Source organism: Sphingomonas tabacisoli (assembly GCF_042678385.1).
Classification (GTDB): Bacteria; Pseudomonadota; Alphaproteobacteria; order Sphingomonadales; family Sphingomonadaceae; genus Sphingomonas_B; species Sphingomonas_B tabacisoli.
In genome coordinates this window covers 894,805-914,210 of record NZ_JBHUDY010000001.1, presented here as the reverse complement: position 1 = coordinate 914,210, position 19,406 = coordinate 894,805, and the positions used below count along the sequence as shown (strand labels likewise).

General features: G+C 65.4%; 19 protein-coding genes. 8 read left to right on the top strand and 11 right to left on the bottom strand.

The window, feature by feature from the left end; genetic code table 11:
- Positions 1–42 precede the first annotated feature (42 nt).
- A complete protein-coding gene (locus tag ACFSCW_RS05030; protein ID WP_380887519.1) occupies positions 43–834 on the top strand; it encodes a polysaccharide deacetylase family protein in 792 nt (263 codons plus the stop codon).
- On the opposite strand, the gene ACFSCW_RS05025 is transcribed toward ACFSCW_RS05030, so the two are convergent.
- The 11 genes from ACFSCW_RS05025 to ACFSCW_RS04975 all read right to left on the bottom strand — a co-directional run bounded on the left by ACFSCW_RS05025 (position 831) and on the right by ACFSCW_RS04975 (position 9,472).
- On the bottom strand, positions 831–1,043 hold the full coding sequence (locus ACFSCW_RS05025; protein WP_380887517.1) for a hypothetical protein: 213 nt from the start codon (positions 1,041–1,043) through the stop codon (positions 831–833). The genes ACFSCW_RS05030 and ACFSCW_RS05025 overlap by 4 nt on opposite strands.
- 108 nt (positions 1,044–1,151) lie before the next feature.
- The gene (locus ACFSCW_RS05020) at positions 1,152–1,754 is read right to left on the bottom strand and encodes a PEPxxWA-CTERM sorting domain-containing protein (protein WP_380887515.1); all 603 of its coding nucleotides are present in this window, start codon (positions 1,752–1,754) and stop codon (positions 1,152–1,154) included.
- A gap of 294 nt (positions 1,755–2,048) precedes the next feature.
- Positions 2,049–2,369, bottom strand: coding sequence for a hypothetical protein (locus tag ACFSCW_RS05015; protein WP_380887513.1), 321 nt, complete (start codon positions 2,367–2,369; stop codon positions 2,049–2,051).
- 155 nt (positions 2,370–2,524) lie between these two features.
- The gene (locus ACFSCW_RS05010; protein ID WP_380887511.1) at positions 2,525–3,811 is read right to left on the bottom strand and encodes a hypothetical protein; all 1,287 of its coding nucleotides are present in this window, start codon (positions 3,809–3,811) and stop codon (positions 2,525–2,527) included.
- A complete protein-coding gene (locus ACFSCW_RS05005; RefSeq protein WP_380887509.1) occupies positions 3,795–4,868 on the bottom strand; it encodes a hypothetical protein in 1,074 nt (357 codons plus the stop codon). Before ACFSCW_RS05005 ends, ACFSCW_RS05010 begins: the two co-directional genes overlap by 17 nt.
- 5 nt (positions 4,869–4,873) lie before the next feature.
- Positions 4,874–5,569: a M12 family metallopeptidase gene (locus ACFSCW_RS05000; protein ID WP_380887507.1), complete on the bottom strand. Its 696-nt coding sequence runs from the start codon at positions 5,567–5,569 to the stop codon at positions 4,874–4,876.
- 88 nt (positions 5,570–5,657) lie between these two features.
- Complete coding sequence (locus ACFSCW_RS04995; protein WP_380887505.1) at positions 5,658–6,800, bottom strand: hypothetical protein; 1,143 nt, start codon at positions 6,798–6,800, stop codon at positions 5,658–5,660.
- Positions 6,797–7,996, bottom strand: a complete 1,200-nt coding sequence (locus ACFSCW_RS04990; RefSeq protein ID WP_380887503.1) for a caspase family protein — start codon at positions 7,994–7,996, stop codon at positions 6,797–6,799. Before ACFSCW_RS04990 ends, ACFSCW_RS04995 begins: the two co-directional genes overlap by 4 nt.
- A complete protein-coding gene (locus ACFSCW_RS04985; protein WP_380887501.1) occupies positions 7,997–8,821 on the bottom strand; it encodes a M12 family metallopeptidase in 825 nt (274 codons plus the stop codon).
- 4 nt (positions 8,822–8,825) lie between these two features.
- The gene (locus tag ACFSCW_RS04980) at positions 8,826–9,254 is read right to left on the bottom strand and encodes a hypothetical protein (RefSeq protein WP_380887499.1); all 429 of its coding nucleotides are present in this window, start codon (positions 9,252–9,254) and stop codon (positions 8,826–8,828) included.
- Complete coding sequence (locus tag ACFSCW_RS04975; RefSeq protein WP_380887497.1) at positions 9,251–9,472, bottom strand: hypothetical protein; 222 nt, start codon at positions 9,470–9,472, stop codon at positions 9,251–9,253. Before ACFSCW_RS04975 ends, ACFSCW_RS04980 begins: the two co-directional genes overlap by 4 nt.
- A gap of 233 nt (positions 9,473–9,705) precedes the next feature.
- Between ACFSCW_RS04975 and ACFSCW_RS04970 the strand changes: the two genes are divergently transcribed.
- The 7 genes from ACFSCW_RS04970 (at position 9,706) to ACFSCW_RS04940 (ending at position 19,398) form a co-directional block, all read left to right on the top strand.
- Positions 9,706–11,532, top strand: coding sequence for a di-heme-cytochrome C peroxidase (locus ACFSCW_RS04970; RefSeq protein WP_380887495.1), 1,827 nt, complete (start codon positions 9,706–9,708; stop codon positions 11,530–11,532).
- Complete coding sequence (locus tag ACFSCW_RS04965; RefSeq protein ID WP_380887493.1) at positions 11,532–12,782, top strand: cytochrome P450; 1,251 nt, start codon at positions 11,532–11,534, stop codon at positions 12,780–12,782. The genes ACFSCW_RS04970 and ACFSCW_RS04965 overlap by 1 nt, the downstream gene beginning before the upstream one ends.
- Positions 12,782–13,000 carry a hypothetical protein gene (locus ACFSCW_RS04960; protein ID WP_380887491.1) on the top strand — a complete coding sequence of 73 codons (219 nt, stop codon included), beginning with the start codon at positions 12,782–12,784 and terminating at the stop codon, positions 12,998–13,000. Before ACFSCW_RS04965 ends, ACFSCW_RS04960 begins: the two co-directional genes overlap by 1 nt.
- Positions 13,001–13,249: 249 nt before the next feature.
- Positions 13,250–16,792, top strand: a complete 3,543-nt coding sequence (locus ACFSCW_RS04955; protein ID WP_380887489.1) for a hypothetical protein — start codon at positions 13,250–13,252, stop codon at positions 16,790–16,792.
- 33 nt (positions 16,793–16,825) lie between these two features.
- Positions 16,826–17,797: a hypothetical protein gene (locus ACFSCW_RS04950; protein ID WP_380887487.1), complete on the top strand. Its 972-nt coding sequence runs from the start codon at positions 16,826–16,828 to the stop codon at positions 17,795–17,797.
- 3 nt (positions 17,798–17,800) lie between these two features.
- Positions 17,801–18,274, top strand: coding sequence for a hypothetical protein (locus ACFSCW_RS04945; RefSeq protein ID WP_380887485.1), 474 nt, complete (start codon positions 17,801–17,803; stop codon positions 18,272–18,274).
- Positions 18,271–19,398 (top strand): M64 family metallopeptidase, encoded by a 1,128-nt coding sequence (locus ACFSCW_RS04940; RefSeq protein WP_380887483.1) that lies wholly within the window; start codon positions 18,271–18,273, stop codon positions 19,396–19,398. Before ACFSCW_RS04945 ends, ACFSCW_RS04940 begins: the two co-directional genes overlap by 4 nt.
- Positions 19,399–19,406: the final 8 nt, after the last annotated feature.

Here is a 19,406-nt window from a genome sequence, read left to right as displayed (position 1 = left end):
ACAATCTCGCATCATGTCGCTGCACGGAGGGGAGCATGAGGGGTGAATCGTCGCGAGTTCATTGCCGCCTTGAGCCTGCCACTGTTCGGCTGCGGCGGCCGTGCCGATCCATCGGAGCCGTGGCCGGAAGGGGCAGTCAGCCTCAGCTATGACGACGGCCTGCCCAGCCATCTCGACATCGCCGCCCCGGCGCTGACGCGGCACGGCCTGCGGGGCACATTCTTCGTCACCTGGACCAACATCGCGCCGCGGGTCCAGGACTGGATCGCGGTCGGGCGGGCCGGCCACGAAGTCGCGGATCACACCGTCCATCACCGCTGCGACCTGCAGGACATCCGGGCGAGCGACTATTTCGAGCGCGAGATTGCGCCGATGGAAGCGTGGCTCGACCGGACGTTCGGACCGAGGCGCGACCGCGATTTCGCCTATCCGTGCGACGTGACCGATATCGGCTCCGGCAGCGCCACCGTGCAGATGCTTCGCTTCGAGCATCGGTTGCGGCGACTCGGCCTGCACAGCGCGCGCACCAGCGAAGGCGAACCGAACGCGCCGCAATGGGTGAGGCAGCATCCCTACAAGATGCAGGCGCTCGCCATAGGCTACGACACACGGTCGCTGGACGATGTCTTTCGATACCTCGACCGGGCCCGCGCCAGACGCCAATGGGCAATCCTCGTCATGCACGACATCGCCGACACGCCGGCCGACGGCACCATGACGATACGCGACCACGACCTCCTGCTCGATCATGTCGCCGAAAGCAGGATGCTCTGCCGACCGATCGGCCGCGTGCTCGCCGGCATCGCCAAGACGCGTGCCGTCGTAAGCGCTTAGCGATGCACGGACGCGTGCGCTGCCGCTTTTTGCCGCGCCTTATGCTTCGCGTAATAATGGCCAGCGACGCAGCCGCCTGCAGCACCCATCAGGCCGTGATGGCCCGCGACATGGCCGGCGACCCCGCCGGCGAGCGCACCCTTTATGCAGCCCTTGGCCTGGCCGGGCGCGCTGCCGACAGAAAGGGCGGCAGCGAGGGTGACTGCCAAACATGCGCTTGTTCGATTCATGATGTTCTCCGAAAACTGACGGCGACGCTTCCTGAAACCCCGTCGATCATGGGCCGGCGGGGTTTCACTCGCTCAGAACAGGGTCGGTTACGCGATGACGTGCGCAGCAGCATTTCGGCGACGAGCAACCGCACCGAGCAGGCCGAAGCCGCCCAGCATCATCGCCCAGCTTGCCGGTTCGGGAACGCCCGCGGGAACGCGAACAGTGCCGACCTGATACGAGACGGTCATCGCTTCGGCAGGCGGGGTGTTCTTCGTCGTCTGGGCGAAGAAGGCGTCGAACGCCGTGCCGCCGAAGGTCGAACGCGCGCCGAGCCCGTTGAAGTCGATCGACGCGAAGGGGCCGCCCGTGGTCTGGAAGTTCGGTCCTGTGTAGGTGAACACCAGGTTCGGGATGTTCGGATCGTCGGACTGGCCGGGGGTGATAACCGGAACGTTCGAGCTGTTCTCGACGGTCGCCGTGACGTTGGCGAGGTTCGAGAACACCGACCCGGCGATATAGCCGCGGAAATCGAAGATGATCAGCCGGTCGCCCGTGCGCACGCCCTCGTCGGGATTGAGCGTGCCCTGATAGTTGAACGTGAAGTTGTTCGGGCCATTATTCGTGATACTTTGAAGCGTGATCACCGCCGCACTTGCGGGACCTGCGAAGACTGCCGCCGCAGCGGCTGCCAGCACCCAATTTCTCATTCGTCCTGCTCCCTGAGCTGTCGTTGCACCCCGCACGGCAGACGCCTTCGCTCAAGCAGGTAAACACCGAATCCGCGCTCTGGTTCATTGTAAAAAGAAACTTTTTACTTCACTCGGAACACCGGACAATGATGGCGCGTAATGCGTTTGAAGCAACATCTGATGCTCCGGCTCGCTTCTATGAGAAAAGAGAGCCTCGTCAACTCCCGGCGAGGCTCTTTTTACATCAAACCGACAAAAGATTTACATGAAACTTACAGAGTTTCTCGCCACGCCTGATCAAAATGCGCGAACTCAGGGCAGCCGCCATTTGCCATAGGTCGTCGGCGCAGGTTGGTCGTTCACGCCGGCTCCGAAGCGTGCGGTGAACGCCGACGAGGCCATCAGCGCCAGGCGCATGCCGAGAGTTCCCTGCTCGTCGTACAAGGTCACTTCGACATTCGCGTCGCGGCCGTCTCCGCCAAAAGGCGCAGAGCGCAGGAAGCGGTCGCCACTCGGATATTCTCCGATGTCTGCGAACGCGAGCGCGATTCCGTCCACTGTCGCCGACACGAGATCGGTGCTCGGCGGAACCAACAGTCCGATCCACACGCCCTCGTTCACAAGAAACGGCACTGCGAGCTGCAGGTCTCTCGGATTGCTCTCGAGTATGACGCAGCGCGCTGCCCCCAGATTTGCGGAAAAGCCGGCCGGAGGCGCCAGCGCTGATCGCTGGACCGACGCGCGTGCCTCGCCGAGCACGAGATCGGAAGCGGGGACGGGAGCGTCGATCAGAGCCTCGCAAGAAGACCGTCGAGCGCCGGACGCGGGAGGCCGAGCGCGATGGCGAGATCGGCACGGGCGGCTTCGCCCAGATCGGCAGGGGCCGCGTCGAAACTCGGGCTTGCGTCATCCGACGCAAATGAATCCCGAGACTGCGCGCGCAGATAGGCGCGCAGGACTTCGAGCTTTGAGCCGCCTTGGCCTGCGGGCTGCCACACCAGCCAGGCTCCGGCGGGAACGACGGACTCGGCCATTTGACCGGCCGGCGTTGTCGGCGGGATGAGCTGCGGAACTGTGCCGCTCGCTTCCACGAGAAAATCCCAGCTTGCCCGAAGCATCGGCGGCTCCGTCACCGCGCCTGGCACAGTCTTGTCGACCTTCGTCTTGATCGCGACAACGTCGGGATGATCGGCGCCCAGCATGCGGACAAGGTTTTTCACGACCTTGTGGACCAGGTCACTCACCCCGTCGCGAAGAAGCAGGTGAGCGCCGACCAGCCCCAATAAAGGCTGGCTGAATTTGCCCGACAACAGCCCGCGCATCTGGTCCGAAAGGATCGCTCGATGCTGCGTCAGCGCGTCGAGAGCGATTTCCGCCAATCGGGTTTCTTCGTCATGCACCACGGGGCTTTTGGCGATCACCGCCGACCCATCGGCCAGGTTGGGAACCCTCTGATCGCCAACGCCGTGAAAAAGCATATAGAGCTGAGTGGCCCAGCCCGGGCTGGCGTGCATCGCACGGCGCAGGCGGCTCCCGTCCGGCAGCTCGACTTCGATGGAATAGAAGCCAGGATTCACGTCGAAGACGCCGACGGCAATGGCGTCCCCTTGCGAACGCACGTGCGCGACGGATGCAAAGGGAATGCGTTCGCCCGACGGCAGCACGATGGACAACGACGCCGCGGGATTGGGGTGGCCCCGCGTCCCGCCCGGCGACCATTCGCGCGCGCAGACGAGCAGTCGGGATCCGGCGCCCCGCGCCGGCGCGGGATGATCCCAGGCCCATTTGATCGCGTCCTGGTGATATTCGTGGCTGCGCTCGGTCCCATCGATCGGAATTGGGGAAGCGAATTCCAGCCGCGGAAACGTCTGTTCGGGAAGCTGGTCGTCGAGCGCGACAAGACGCTCCTGCGACGACGAACCCACGCGGACGCGAATCTTGTACAGGCCATTCGCAAGCGGCGCTTCCAGCGAGCGCAATCCCTGAGCGACGATGTTGGCGGACGCATCCAGGACTTTGATCTGGGCCGTGGGATCATCAGACCTGATCCTGAGCACGCTATTGGACGGCGACATTGGTCACCTCCTTGACTCCATTGGGCCGCAGCGCGCCGGTCACCTCGAACACCTCGCTGCTATAGGGGGGAGCCAGGACCCGGAAGAGGCCGCGCGGCAACGTCACCGGCCATGGATCGGGAGCGCCCGCCTGAACGATCCGGTCCTTGAGGTCGTGGTCCAGGATCCGCGCATCGCGCGATCCCTTGAGGCCGATCGAAACCGGAAATTCCTCGGCCACCGCCGCGGCCCAGCCGGGCGGCGGGCCGACGATGACGAACGGGTCCGGATCAAAAACCTCCGGCTGGCTGGCGATTTCCGGATCGGCGAGTTCCTGCGACGTCAACAAGGTTTTCATGTTCGACTGAAGATAGGATTTGAGCTGTGCGGCCGTGATTTCGCCCGTCAGCGGATCGCGTGCGCCGCCTTTGAGTGCGTCCAGAAGCGTCACGGAAAACACGCCCCGCACGTCGGCGCCATTGATTTTCTTCTCGAGCGAGAGCTGGTCGTTCTTGGCGGAGAGCGCAATGAAGCGGCGCCTTTTCTCCAGGCCCGACAGACCGAGCGAGACGAGGAAGGGAGGCGACAGATCGGCCTGCCGCATCGGCTGACGGCAAGCATCCTGGAACAGCAGGACTTCGTCGAACCACCCGCCTTCATACATCCGGTTAGCCCATAGCATCGCGGCAACGTTGATCGGCGCGGCCGGCGAGGCGTTGGCCATCAGGACGCCGGACCTGTCGAGTGCCGGCGCAAAGCCGTGCCCTGAAAAGAACATGTAAAGCCGCTTGCCGACCTGGGGGCCCTCGCCCGCCGCGTTGTTGGCGTCCGAGGCCGCCTGGACGGCATGAAAGAAATCGTCGATCGCCTGCTGCGCCGGTCGCTCGTTCCACGGCTTGCTCTTGGGCGCCTTTTTGAAATTGCTCGACACGATCTTGGTGGCGTTGGCGGGCTGAACCCCGCCCGCGGTCGTGACCCAGTCGTAGAAGGCGGCAGCGTCCCGTTCGGCGCCGGACAGCGCGCCCAGCGCCGAATAACGGTCGATACCGACAATGAGCGCGCGATCCGCCAGCGGCATCGTCGCTACTTGTACTGTTGCTTGATGAAGGTCTTGTCGGTGGCCGAGAGCTGCCCGTTCAGACCCGCCGAGAAGCCGTCAGTCGTCCAGCTGATCGGAATCGGATAGAGCATGATCGAATCCTTATCGAGCTTCGTCCCGTTGATTTCGGAAGCGGCATAGGCATCGAACATGTTGTGCTGGATCGTCGGGAGGTCCCAGTTGTTGGGCGGCCCCGACAGATCGTCGATCACCGCCTGCTTGTTCCAGTGAATGCCGCCCTTCGGATTTTGATGCTCGTGAATAAGGCCGACTGCGTGGCCGAACTCGTGCAGGATCACGCGCCTCGCTTCTGCCGGCGTGACCGTCGGGGTCAGCCACCCGAAATTCATCGTCGCCTGGTTCTTGGGGACGGTCTTGCAGGTCGTGCCGATGACCGACCAGGATCCGGGATATTTGAAGGAAATCCGGATATCCGACTGGGCGGGATCGTTGACCCAGCTGAATTTGAGATTTGCGAGGTTCGTTATCCACTCGACCGCATATTGCTTGACGAGCGCCTTTTGCTGCGCGGTCCCATCAAGAAAAGCGATCCTGATGTTGGAGCCAGGCGCCCATTTCGACGATTTGACCAGTGCAGCCTTCTTTTGACTGTCGGACCCGTCTTCGCCGGCAAACCATGCGAAGCACCATTGATCCTGATTAGGTACGCCGTTGCTCATCGTCCGTCTCCTGTTCATGAATACTTGCAAAGGTATTTCTGAACCCAGCAAACTCGACCAAGATTTGGCGACCCGTCGATTTATTACTTTAAGTCATTCCCTTCTGGCTGCGCGGGACATCGAAGGTCGCGATGTATCGCGATGTCAGCATCGACGTCAGCATCCGGTCCATGGCCCCGCGGACGGTTTCGAAGCGCCGATAGGTCGCGGCGTCGAGATCGAAGCTGGCGCGCTGATTGTCGGAGACATCCAGGTACAAGCGAAGCCGGTCGAGCATGTAGCTCAAGCCGGCCCGGAACCATGGGCAGCGCGACTGGTCGAGCCATTGGCGAATCCTCGCCACCGCCGTCCCATGGTCGCCCGAGCGCGCGGCAAGCTCGGCCTGAAGCGGCAGCAGATCGGGAAGATCGCCGCCGGCGGCCTCAAGCTGCGCAAGCCAGCGGTCGAGGCCTTCGATCGCGTTCGCGCGAAGGAGCACATAGGCGCCGGTGATCGCACGGAGCACCGATGCGCCCGATTGCGACAACGCCTGCTCGCCGCGCCTTACTTCGTCTTCGGTCACGGCCACCATGTTGGTCAGCACGCCCCTTTCGACAAAGCCGAGCAGGGTGTTCGCCTCCTGGCTGACGATCGAGCGTACCTCGACGACGGGCCCCTCCGGCGACTCGACCGCGCGGACTGCGATCGCGGGCTCCTGCGCGGACGAGTCGATGCAGACCCTGCACGCATCATAGGGAAGCACTGCGCAGCGATATCGATCGGCAAGCGGCAGAACGAGCACGCGGTCGCCTCCGGCGCGCTGCGGAATGACGGACAATGAAGAGGACACCAGAGCGATCTCACCGGTTGCCACGCCGGACAGGTCCGGCGGGCCGTTCGCCCAGGCGGCCATCCAGTCCCCGTGCCACAGTCCGGCATTCAGCTTCCTGTCGTCGGCCTCGGCCGCGGGGGATGAAGCCAGGGCGGCGGGAGGCAGCAAGTCCGCAGACGGGGCAGCTCCGGCGATGTTCGGCGTCTCCTGCCCCGCTTTTACGCGCTGGGACAGTCCGACTTCCTGGCCATTGGGCAGCATGACCGTCACGAAATAGCTGCCGGCCGGCACTTCGATCGGTGCGCCGGTCACGCCGCTGCCGACGATCTCGCCGGTCCTGGTGCGAACGCGCACCGGCAACGGTCCGATATCGGTATAGCCGGGGGGCGCCGGCTGGACCATCTGGACCATGCGCCTCACGGGACGGCGCCCAGATCGAATATCAGCGGCATTTTCGACTGGATCGACAGGAACAGAATGTCGGAGCGTACCCTTTGGAACAGCTTCGAGCGGGGCTTGACCGTCATCTGATACATGCCGGCCGAGACGTCTACGCTGAGCGGGCCGGCATGGTCGGACGGCGAGATATCCAGCCTGGCGCGGGTGTTCATTTCGGTGAGCGAGAGCGTCTTGACCGGCGCAGGCAACGGCTCGGGGGCAAGCGCAACCTTGAGCGGCAGCCGGGGCGGATCACGCCTGAAGCAAAGCACGGGATCGGCGACCAGGCCGGTCAGCTCGACGCGGCTGTCGAACAACGCGTCGGACGCCTCGATGCCGACTTTCAACGACGGCGCGGTGACCGGCCAGACAACGCCCAGATTGTCCATCGTCCGGGAGCCGAACGACCCGTTGTCCATCGCCCAGATCAACGCGTTGGCGAAGAAGGTCGGCTGTGCGGCAAGCCCGGCCGCGACGCCGCCCGTCATGGTCGCGAAGAAAATGGGCGCGCGGCGGTCGTCGAGGCCGCCGAGCTCGGCGTCGAAGATCTTGGGCGTCTCGGTCGTGTCGAGCGTGTCGAGCGCGTCCGGCTTTTCGCGGCACGCGTCGACGAAATAGAATTGCTCGCGGCCGATCTCCGGGAAGCTCGCCCCGGGCACCATGCCGTTGCGCACATTGCTGAGCCGGAAGCTGTTGAACAGCTTGGGACTGCCGGGCTCCAGGAAATCGGCGGCGAGCAGGATCGATTCCTCGAGCGAGCGCCGGATGCCGTGGCCGCAGAAATAGAAGAAGGCCTGGTTGTCGCGGGCGGTCGCTACGTCCGTGCGCCAGGCATCCAGCGCTTTCGCGATTCCGGACCGCGTTGCAGGCGCGCCACCGATCGCCGCCAGCGCCGGCTCCTTCGCCAGTTCCTCGGGCGCCGGGGAATGCAGGAGGCGGACGGTGGCGAGCGGCCGTACCAGCCGTCCGTCCGCATCCAGGGCCTGCAGCTTCTGAAACAGCCCATAGGCGCTGATCGCCGAAGACCGCAGCCGCCGCAGCGCCGCGAGACCGTCGCCGGGCGGATCGTCGGCGCTGGGCAGGTTGGCGTACTCACTCACCCCGATCAGCACCGCATGCAGGCCCGGCTTGCCGGCCAGGGCCGCGCGCCGATCGAGAATGAGCGAGGGGTCGGCCATTCAGACCGGCTTCGGCTCGGTTGCGTAAAGCGCCTCGACGGAGGCGATATCGCCGGCACTCAGGCCATCCCGCTGCCCCATCACGACGCCGGCAGGCAGCGGCTTCTTCGGCTTGATCGTGATCGCACCCGGCGCGACCGCAAAGGCGCTTGGCGGATAGTGCATGATCGACCCGTAATCATAGGCGCCAAGATCGATCGTCTCCACGATCCGCTGCTCGAAATTATGCCGTTGGGACGGCTGCACCTCGTCGAGATCGATCTCGATGAACTGGTCGCGGTCGATGCGGCACTGCTCGTGCCAAAGGCCAACTGTGTGGCCCAGCTCGTGAATGATGTTTCCGGTGGTGCAGAAATCGCCCAGGATCAGTTCCTGCACGCCGCCCTGCCGGCCGACCATCGACGCACAGCCGCGTTGATCGCGCTTGATCAGCAGGAAGTCAGTCTGGGTGTCGCGGGGCACGAAGCGGATGCTCGTCTTTTCGTGCCAGTGCGCGATCGCCTTGTTCACGCGGTCGGGATCAGGAACGTCCGGCGCAAGCATGTACGGGACGGTCCGGTTCTTCCACCGGAACTGCGCGCCGATAATGGCTGCGCCACGGGTCTCGATGCCGGGATTGGTGAGCAGCAGCGGCATTGCCAACGCCTGCTGCTGCAGCATGGCGTGGCTTTGCCTCACCGTATCGGTGCGGCCAAGAATGATGCAGCCCTCGAATATCGCGAGACCGTCGGCATCGACCGCCTGCACTTCGCGCCACGGCGTGTTGTAAGGCTTTACATAAGCCTTGAAGACCGTGTCGCCCTTCACGAATCCTTCGCCGCACATGGCTTCAGCTCCCCGTCTTCAGGGCGGCGGCAGCGGCGACCCCCGCCGCGACCCCCGCCTTGATCGCGGGCGCCCCGGCTTCGTCGAAGACGAAGCTCGGCGCCTGCGTTTCGCCGGGGATCGTCTCACCGTCGCCGGGCGCCTTGCGCCGTCCATCCAGGAAATAGTCGACGCCGAAATTGGGCGATATGCCGACCATCACAACGAGGACCAGGAAATAGCCGAAGAACCCGATCGCCAGCCCCATGCCATAGGCGCCGAACAGCACGGTCCCGCCCGGGAACAGGCTGGTGACCGCGGCGCCGCCCACGGCACCCAGGACAGTAGTGATGTCGGTGAACGATGCCTCGCTCCGCCGGTAGCGGTTCACGAAATAAAGGAACCAGCCGATCACCAGGCCGAAACCCAGCGCGCCCCCCTGCTCCATCGTCATGCGCGAGACTCCCGAAGCCGCCATTGGAAGAACAAATGGGCGCAAAGGCCCATGACGATGCCGCGCGCCGCAAAGCCGGGCTGCGGCGCAATCGATGCGAGAAGAATGAGGATCGCGATCCATCCAAACAGGATCAGGCGGGCAGCCAAAGACGTGCCACCCGCGAACAAGGCCGCCCAGCCCAGCACCAGGCCGATGCAGAAATTTCCGTACGCCACTGTCACTTCCTTCCCTCGAAGGCGGACAGTCACAGCTTCGCTGTGTCCCGACCAGTGACGCGACCCGGCACACCTGCGCCGCAAACGACTCCGTCGCAGCAAGTCAAGTGTTCGTCTCATTAAGTCATTTGTCAAGTTAATGCGGATTGCCGTCGCCGCTTCGATTTGCGATAGTGGCCATGCACAAGAAGAAATTCTCCCGGGTCGTCGCGACGTGTTTCGGGAGGCAGCTTATGCGTGCGACTCGATTGAACGTACTGGCCGGAGTGGCGAGCACGCTGGTCGCTTCGGCGATGATCAGCGGATGCATGTATTACCGCGCCGAAGCCGAATATGCGCAGGGCTGGTCGGCAGCCGATCGCAACGGCTGGTACTACGGCACCCAGGGCTCGCGCCTCATTCCCTATGCCTGGTTCCAGGCGCTCGAGCAGGCCGATTCCGCCGCCATGTTCGCCGACGAGCGGCACCTGCTCGGCTATGGCTATATCGCCGCCGCTGCCGACCGCCCGAACCGGCTGCCGGTCGGCTTCGCGATCGACCGCCAGCCCGACGACAATCTGAAGGTTACGAAGCTGCGCTGGTATGCCGGGCAGCGCGGCGACAGCGCGCAGCGGGCGGAGCCGTGGCTCGGCTTCAACTGCTCCGCCTGTCATACCGCAGAGATCCGCTACCAGGGGCAGCCGATCCGCGTCGATGGCGGGCCGGGGCTGGGCGACTTCGACGCGCTGGTCGGCGATCTCGATCGGGCGCTCGTCGCCACCCGCGACGACCCGCAGAAATGGGATCGCTTCGCCGCTCGCGTCCTTGCCGGCAAGGATACGCCGCAGAATCGCGACGCATTGCGCCAGGCTTTCGACACGCTGATCGGCTGGCAGCAAAAGACCGCCAATCTCAATCGCAGTCCGGTGCGCGCCGGCTTCGCGCGCGTGGATGCGTTCGGGCACATCTATAACAAGATCGTGCTGTTCGCGGACGATCCCGCCCAGCCGATCGTCAATCCCGCCGACGCTCCTGTCAGCTATCCGTTCCTGTGGAACATCAACAAGCAGAAGCAGGTGCAGTGGAACGGCGCGGCGGAGAATGCCCGTCTCGGCAATTTCGACTATGGCGCGATGGGGCGCAACACCGGCGAAGTGCTGGGCGTGTTCGGCGAACTGCTTCCGGTGCAGGCCGGCAGCCCCGGACAGCCGCTCGCGGGCTTCCGGTCCAGCGTGAATGCGGCGAACCTGGAAGGCCTCGAACGAGTCGTCGCCAAGCTGCAGCCGCCGCCCTGGCCGGCGAGCTTTCCACCGATCGATCAGGCCAAGGCGGCGCGCGGGCGCGAGCTTTTCGTGCAGCACTGCGTGGCCTGCCACCGAACGCCGGACCGGCAGGTTCCGGGCAAGCCCACCGAAGTGATGGTGCCGTTCCATTCGGCGCGCCCGGAGAATCTGACCGACATCTGGATGGCCTGCAACGCGCTGACCTACGAGTCGCGCACCGGCCTGTTGCGAAACACGAAAGACGGTTTTGTCAGCGGCGAGGCTCTCCCGGCCGTCGCTCCGGTCGTGACCATGCTCGCGACCTCCGTGAAAGGGGCGCTGGTCGGCAAGAAAGGCCAGATCGTCGCGACCGCGGCCGGCGGTTTCCTGGGCCTCAACCGGCCGATCGTGGTGTTCCAGGGCGATGTCGTCCCGACGACCCCGGAGCAGGTCCGCGAAGGCCGGCGCGCCTTCTGCACCACGACCGACCACCGGCTATTGGCCTATAAGGCGCGGCCGCTGGAGGGAATCTGGGCGACGGCGCCCTATCTCCACAACGGGTCGGTGCCGACGCTCTACCATCTGCTGCTGCCGGCCGATCAGCGGCCGCGGAGCTTCCATCTCGGAACGCGCGACTATGATCCGCGCTACGTCGGCTATGACTGGCGCCCGGAAGCCCCGGGGAACAGCTTCCGCTTCGACGCCTATGACGGCAGCCGGCCGAGAGACGCGAATGCCAATGTCGGCCACGACTATGGTGCGAGCGCGATGAGCGATGCCGATCGCTGGGCGCTCGTCGAATATCTGAAGACGCTCTGATGAGCTATCTGGCGAGGCTCGACGCCGTCCCCGAGACGGAGAAATGGCCGCTGCTGCGCGGCTGGCTTTACAGCGAGCCGCTGCCGCTGTTCGAAGAGCTGCGGCGCGACCGGCCGGTCGTGCAACTGCCCGAGCTCGATTTCTGCACGCGCCATGCCGATTGCACGCTGATCCTGCGTCGGCACAACAGCTTCTCGGTCGCGCTCTACGAGCCCAAGCAGGGCGACTATTTCATGGCGCAGGACGACACCGCCCGGCACTGGCGGGAAAAGTCGATCATGCGGTCGATCCTCGATTTCGAGGACATCCCCGCGATGCGCGCCTTCGTAGGTGAGGAAGTCGCGCGGCGCCTGGAGGATGCGAATGGCCGCATCGACTTCGCGCATGAGATCGGCCGCGGCGTGCCCGTTGCGCTCGTCCAGCACTTCTTCGGCTTCCGCAATGCGGACCCCGAGAAGCTCGCCGAATGGTCCTATTGGAACCAGCAGGACGCGTTTCACAACCAGGCCTTCGATGCGCCCGGCCCGGTCTCATCGGAAGAGATCATCGCGAACCGCAAAAAGGCCGGCTTCGCCCTCGCCTTTTACCTGGGCCGGCTCGTGCTCAGGCGCACGATCGCGGCCAAGGTCGGGCTGGAGGGCGACGATCCGATGTCGCGATTGATCCGCCTAAGCTTTTCGGATGCGCTCAAGTTCAATCTCAAGCAGGTCCTGTTCAACACCGGCGGCCTGCTGATCGGCGCCGTCGAGACGACCAGCCACGCAACCGTCAACGCACTCGAATTCCTGCTGACCGACCCGGAACGCCGTCGGGCGGCAGAAGCAGCGGCCAGCAACCCCGCGGCATTCGATCCGTTCGTTTTCGAAGCTCTCAGATTCCGCCCGGCCTTTCCCTATTTCTTCCGCACAGCCACGCGCGACACGGTGCTGGCTGCCGATACGCCCCATTCGGCCACGGTCCGGGCCGGGCGGACCGTGCTGGCGGTCACGCACAGCGCGATGTTCGATCCGGCGGCCTTCCCCGATCCGATGCGCTTCGATCCCAGCCGGGACCTGAGCGACGCCTTTACGTTCGGCCAAGGCATTCACGAGTGCCTGGGCAGAGCGATCGCCGCCGCCATGGTCCCCGAAATCGTGCGGCAGCTGCTGCTCACGCCCGGTCTCGAAGCCGAAAGCGCACCCGATTATGGCGGCACCAAAGTGCCGCAGCACTGGCCGCTCCGGTTCGACGCGGCGGGAGGCAGCGCCTGATGGCCTCCTACCGCCTCTATTGCCTCGATGCGGCGAGCCATATCGTCCAGCAGGCCGAGTTCGAGGCCGAGGACGACGGCCAGGCCATCGTCGTCATCCAGCATTACGACGACAGCACGGACCGGGAGTTGTGGCATGAGCGTCGCAAGGTGATCGTGGTCCCGGCGCGGCGCAGAGACCATCCGAATCCGTCCCATATTGCGACAAGGACTGATTAAGGTTATAGTCCCGAATCTCTGGGCTAAGTCGTTTTCAAGAACGTTACCGACAATTGAAGACCAGGGCCGCAATCCTCCGCCTGAAATCGGCGCCGGATTAGACAAGAAGCCGAAAAGAAATCGCTGGATGCTGTCTCTCATCTGACCGGGTGAGGATTTTGCGCGACCTATTCTGGCGCGCCGAAGCGAATATCCACGAAATCGGCTCCTCGCATAAAGTTTAGTCGATTATGCTTGGGAGGTACGCCCGTGCCTGACGAAACCGACGGACTGCGCGTAAACGGCATGCCGGATTTCCTGCGCGCAGCCGATGCGCGCTCGAATGCCGCCGTTTCCGGCCACGAAGCGGAAGCGGTGCGCGAAATCCCCGCTCTGCCGCTCATCGATCTCGAGGCCGCGGGCGTGAAGTTCGAGCTGCGGCGCGATGCGATCGAGACCGCGCTGCATGATCGGCTGAAATCGATCGGCGAAGTCTATGGCACGCTGAAGCGGGTCGGCCGCGACCTGACCGACTTCTTCCCCAAAGTGCCGGAAATCCTGCCACCGTTTCTCGACGGGCGGCTGCTCAACCCCGACGCCTCGCCCGCCGTCAACGTCTCCGTCCGCTCGCTGGAGCCGCCACCGGTGGACGGCGAAACGCGGCCCTGGCCGCAGGCAGAGGTGCGCACCGACGATCGCGGCGGCTTTCGTCTCGCGCTGCCGCCACGCCCGGTTCCCGAGGCCGGGCTGAGGCTGTTGGTCACAGGCGGCAACCGCCAGATCGAGACGGCGATCAAGCGCACCGATCTGATCGCCAGCAACGGCAGCCTGGGGGTCGTGCCCCTCGACGCGCCGGTCAGCCCGCTGCCCAAAAGCATTATCGAGCAGTTGAAGGACATCGCGATCCCCAAAAGCGAGGACGATGTCGTTCAAAACCCGGAGACGTTCGCCACGCCGCCGCCGCAGATGACGCTGGGCGAAGGCGATTGCGCGCGATCGTTCCGCTCCAACACCGGCGTGATCGACCGGTTCGGCTTCTCGCTGCTCGTGCGGCTGATCGCACCCAATCTGAGCGGCAAGCGGATCGGCAATCGCTTCCGCCGCGAAGACGGCCGGTTCGTCACGGTCGCGGCGACCGCTCCGGGCACGATGAAGTATATCCCGGCGCAGGATGTCGCCAACGCGATGGCGCAGCTTGGCCAATGGGAGCTGGTGGAGCGCGTGCCGATCGAATCGCCGATCGACGTCACCGATTTCCGCGACGCGATCGAGCGCTTTCCGACGCTGGTGCCGAAAGCGTCGAGCCTCGGCATCGGCTACACCGTGCGGATGCACCAGGTCTGGATACCCAGCGGTATGTCGCTGGGGGATCTGGTCTATTCGCTGCCGCTGGCGCCCGGCGAGCAACAGCGGATCGCGGTCAGCGAGACACGCGAGACGCTGAGCGTTCGCGAGACCGAAGCGCTCTCGGCGGAGGAGCTGCAGCGCTATAACGAACAGGCCGATTCCTCGACCTCGGCCGTCTTCAACAGCGCGTTCGATGAATCCGCGAGCGGCGGCAGCAAGATACGCACGAGCACGGAAGCCGGATCGATCGGCGGCGGACTGGGTGTCGGCGGCTTCTTCAGCGGCATCGTCGCGGGCCTCGGCATTGCCGGCGGCTATTCGGATTCGACCACGACCGGCAGCACGTCGAGCTGGCAGAACGCCAGCCGAGACTATGTCTCCAACGCTACACAGGATTTCCATTCGAACCTGAACCGCGCCGCCTATGCGCGCCGCAACGCCAGCCGCACTGCCGTCCGCCTCGCCTCGGCAAGCGAGCGGCAGGAAGTGGTGTCGAAGGTCATCACCAATCACAACCACTGCCACGCGCTGACGATGCAATACTGGCAGGTGCTGCGGCATTTCGCGGTCAGCACCAAGGTCGACGACGTCCAGCTCGTCTGCTTCGTGCCGCTGGAGGTGGTGCAGTTCCTGCCCTGGGGCCAGCCGCGCACTCTCGCCTCGCGCAACTACGCCCGCGACGAACTGCTGGTGCGCTATGCGATGCTGCTGCGCTACCATGACGTGATCGCGGCGCGCCTCTATTTTCGTCCCGACCTGAGCTACGGCATGCGCTTGCTGAAAAGCTTCGCCGCCAACCCGTCGATGACGGTGCAGAGTTCCAGCGGCGCGGCGCAGGACATCATCGACGTCCAAGTGAACGGCACCTTCCTGCCGTTCGAGGACATCTACGTCACCGCGATCTCGACCAGCGGCGCGCGCGTCGGTCCGGTCCGGATGAACGCGTCCAGCGCGACGGTTCCGGCCACTTACGAGACCAGGGCCGCGCTCATCCAAGGGCTGCGCACCCGCCGCCAGGGGCAGTTCGAGCCGCGCACGGCGGCGCTCGCGCTTCCCGACCATGTCGCTCGCAGCGACCTTGCGCGTCTGGAGTTCAGCCGGGCCTTCCGCACTTTCTCCTACCGGCTGGCGCTGCCGTCCTCTCTCTCCTTTACGGAAGTCATCGGCTATCTGAACAACACGGCCAAGCTGGACATAACGCTCTCCCCCGCCGATCTGGAGCGGGAGCTGGGCGGCCCCGTCGTCACCGATCCGACTGCACGGATCGGTGGGATCGACGTGATCGAATTCTACAACGGCCCCGGCGGCACCGAGGTGATGAGCGGCGTGCTGCCGGTCGCCGCTAAGCGGGTGCCGCCGGAACTCCGCTTCGCCGACCTGCTGAAGATCGAGGCGGCGCTGCAGCACGTCGTCCAGAACACGGTGCCCTATTCCAAGGCGGTCTGGCAGTCGCTGACGCCCGAAGAGCGGGCCATCCTGCTCGAACGCTTCACGATCGGTGTGCCGGAAGGCGGGGTCAACGACCCGACCGACGAAGTGCCGCTGCTCAACTGCATCGCCAACGAAGTGCTCGGCTATTTCGGCAATTGCGCGATCATGCCGTTCTTCATCCCGATCCAGGCGGAGCAGAAGACTCGCTTTTCGACGCGCGACCTGCAGGAAGCGCTGCTGCGCTTCCACCGTCAGTCCTTCACGCCGTCGCAATCCTCGATCACGCTCCCGGCGCGCGGCGTGCTCGGCGAGGCGATCCTGGGCGACTGCAACGCTTGCGAGAAGATCGACCTCACCCGATTCTGGAACTGGCAGGATTCGCCCGGCGACACGGCCAGCGATCCGTCCCAGCTCGCACAGTTGTTCAGCGGCGGCAACCAGCTCGTCGGCCCCGCCGGCGCGCAGGCGCCCTCCGGCCTGACCGCAGGGCCGATGGTGACGATCAATCAAGGGCCGACCGCCCTCAGTCCCGCCGATCTGGCCAAGGCGCTCATCGACAAGCTGCCGCAAAGCAACCTGCCGCAGAACCTGACGGGCCTTGCCGAGCTGGCCGCCCAGGCGAAGGTGCAGACCGAGACGACGGCTGAAAGCCTCAACAAGACGATCAGCGAAGCGTCCGGCCTCGCCAAGGCCGCGATGGAGCAGGTGCCCAAGGCGATCGAAGCGAAGAACAAGGGCAGCGGCGACACTGGGTCCGGATCCGGCTCCGGCGGAAGCGGCTCGGGTTCCGGCGGCAGCGGAGCCGGCTCGGGCTCTGGCGGAACAAGCTCGGGATCGGGCGCCTCGGGGACGGGCGGCGCCGGCTCTACCGGCAGCAGCGGCGGCTCGGGCGGCGCCGGGACGGGAAGCACTGGCTCCGGCGGCGGATCATCCGGCGGCGGTGGTGGTGGCTCCAGCGGCGGTGGCGGCGGAGGTGGCACGCCCGCTCCCGGCGGCGGCACCGCGACCGATGCCGGCCCGGGGCCCACAGGCTGAACGCACGATCCACGCGAGACACAGGAGGCACAGATGGCCGAAGCGACCGCCTCCAGCGTTGAAGACCGTGCGCTGGACGCCCTCACCAAAATCCTCGAAACGTCGATTTCGCCCGAAATGCAGGAAGCGCAGCAGATCATTCTGCGCCGCCTCGCGCTCGCCGGCAGCCTATTCCCGTCGCGGGTGCCGCCACCCCTCAACATCACCGAAGTCGGCGGCTATCTGAATCTGCTGCAGGACCTGCCGGAGCTGCGGCTGCAAGTGCTGTCCTCGACGCTTGGCGTCGCGGGGCCGAACGTGGCGGCCGGCTTCGGACAGCCTCATACCGCGATCACCTTCGTTACGCGCCGCAACGACCGCCCGGCCGGGCCGGCGCAGGCCGCGACCCCCGTCAGCTACACGATCCGGTCGGATTTCGCGCCCGCGCTGGACGAGGCGCTGGCGGCGATCCGCAACCTGGGCGGCACGCTGCCGCTGCTGAGCCCGGCGCGGGCCCTGCCCACGGCGGGCCCCGGCGTTCAACCGCCGGACGACCTGCTCGCCGTCACCGGGCGGGTGCTGGAAATCGTTCCCGCCACGGCGCTCGCCGATCCGGCCAACGATCCGATTGCGCTCGGCGCTTCCGGTGCAGGTGCGCCGCAAGTGCTTGCCCGGCAGGTCAACTCCGCAGCGCCCGGCGCCGGCACGATCGCGTCCGCGTCCTGGAATCTCTGGGCCTGCACCGACACGGGCTGCAGCCAACAGGCCGTCACCGGGCTCTATATCCCGGTCGCGCCCCATCTCGAGGCGGCCGGCTGGCACCAGGATCCCCTGCCCGCTCCCACATCTTTGACGGATCAAGGGGGATGGCAGCGCTGGACCAACATATCCGGCCTCGTCGCGGGCCGATCGCGGCTCGGCGACGAATTGCTGCTCCTCTATCCGTCCGAGGACATTGCCCGATCCAGTCTTGCGACCATTCTCGACTATCGCTGGAACGGCGCAACCTTCGCCGGGAGCGTATAGGCTATGGCCGCGCCTTCTCCCTCCCCCGCACCGCCGGACTCGCCGGGCTATGCGCGGCGCCTCACGTTCCGCACCAGAGGCAGCACCGTTGAGCTGATATCGAGCGAGCGCGTCGAGATGATCCCGCCCGCCCCGGACCCGCAACGCGATCCGGAGAGCTTTCGCGTGGAGCTGCGAACCGACGATGACGCCACTGTCTTCAGCAGCCGGATCAACAGCCCGGTCGAGCCGGAGCGCGAAGTCTTTTCCGCCGATCCCGCGCAACCGATGCGCTATGTGGTCGATCCGCAGAAGGAAGATGCTTTCCAGGTGATCGTGCCAGACCTGGAGGAGGCTTCGGACCTTGTGCTTGATGCGCCGCAGTCGATGCTGGGTGACGCGACGCTCGCGCCCGGCTCGACCGAAATCGCGCGGGTGCGGCTTCGGCCGGAGGCCGACGAGCCGCCACCGAGTCCACGCAGAAAGAGCCGGAAATGAGCGCCGCCGACGGCCGTGTCCTGCGCACGGAAAAGCTCGTCGATCACGGCGACCCGGCGCGGCGCTGGAACCTCGTCATCCTGGCGGAAGGCTTTCGCGAGCCGGAGATGCCGCAGTTCCGCGCCGCCTGCGCGCGCTTCATCGACCAGTTGTTCGCAACCCCGCCGTTCAACGAACTGTGGTGCGCGATCAACATCTACTGCGTGGACGTCGCCTCCGACGAAAGCGGCGCAGACGATCCCAATCCCTGCGCCGATGGCGACAACGGCTCCGGTCTGTCCGCGCGCACCTATTTCGATGCGACCTATTGCACGGCCGGGCTCGGGCGCCTGCTCGCCGGCAACCAGGCGCTCGCGCTGGCGACGGCGCAAGCTGCCGTGCCGCAAGTGCGCGCCACGATCGGCATCGTGAACAGCAGCCGTTATGGAGGCGCCGGTGGCGGCGTCGCCTGGTTTTCAACGCATGCGAGCGCCTCGCAGATCGGGATCCACGAGCTTGGCCATTCGGCTTTTCACCTTACCGACGAATATACCGACGCGCGCGACAACAGCACCGGCGGCGAGCCGACCGCGCCGAACGCCACCACCGACACCAATCGCGCGACGACCAAGTGGCGCGATCTGATCCTGCCCGCGACGCCGCTGCCGACCATGTCGAACCCGAATTGCGCCAACTCCGACAATCGCCCCAGCCCGGTCGCAGCCGGAACCGTCGGCCTGTTCGAAGGCTGCGACCGCAGCCGTTGCGGCGCCTATCGGGCCGAGCACGATTGCTACATGCGCACGCTCGGCACGCCGTTCTGCTCGGTCTGCCGCCGGGCGATCCGCAACGTGCTCAAGCCTTTCATGCCGCAGCAGGTCGCGCCCAGCGTCGGCGTCCAGTTCAGCGATACCTTGGCGGCCGCGGAGACCCGGCGCTGGTTCACGCACAGCTGGCCGGCGTGCTGGCAGGTCTGCTGGACCGCGATCCCACGCAATCCGGGCTTGAGCGGGCCTACCTTGGAGCTGCGCGTCCGGACCGAACGCGCGTCACGCGAACTCGTGACCTATTGGCTCGACATCACCAACCGAAGCGCGGCCGCCGTGGAGTTCGACGCGCGCTACGAAATCCTGTCGCGGGATTGAGGAGGTCG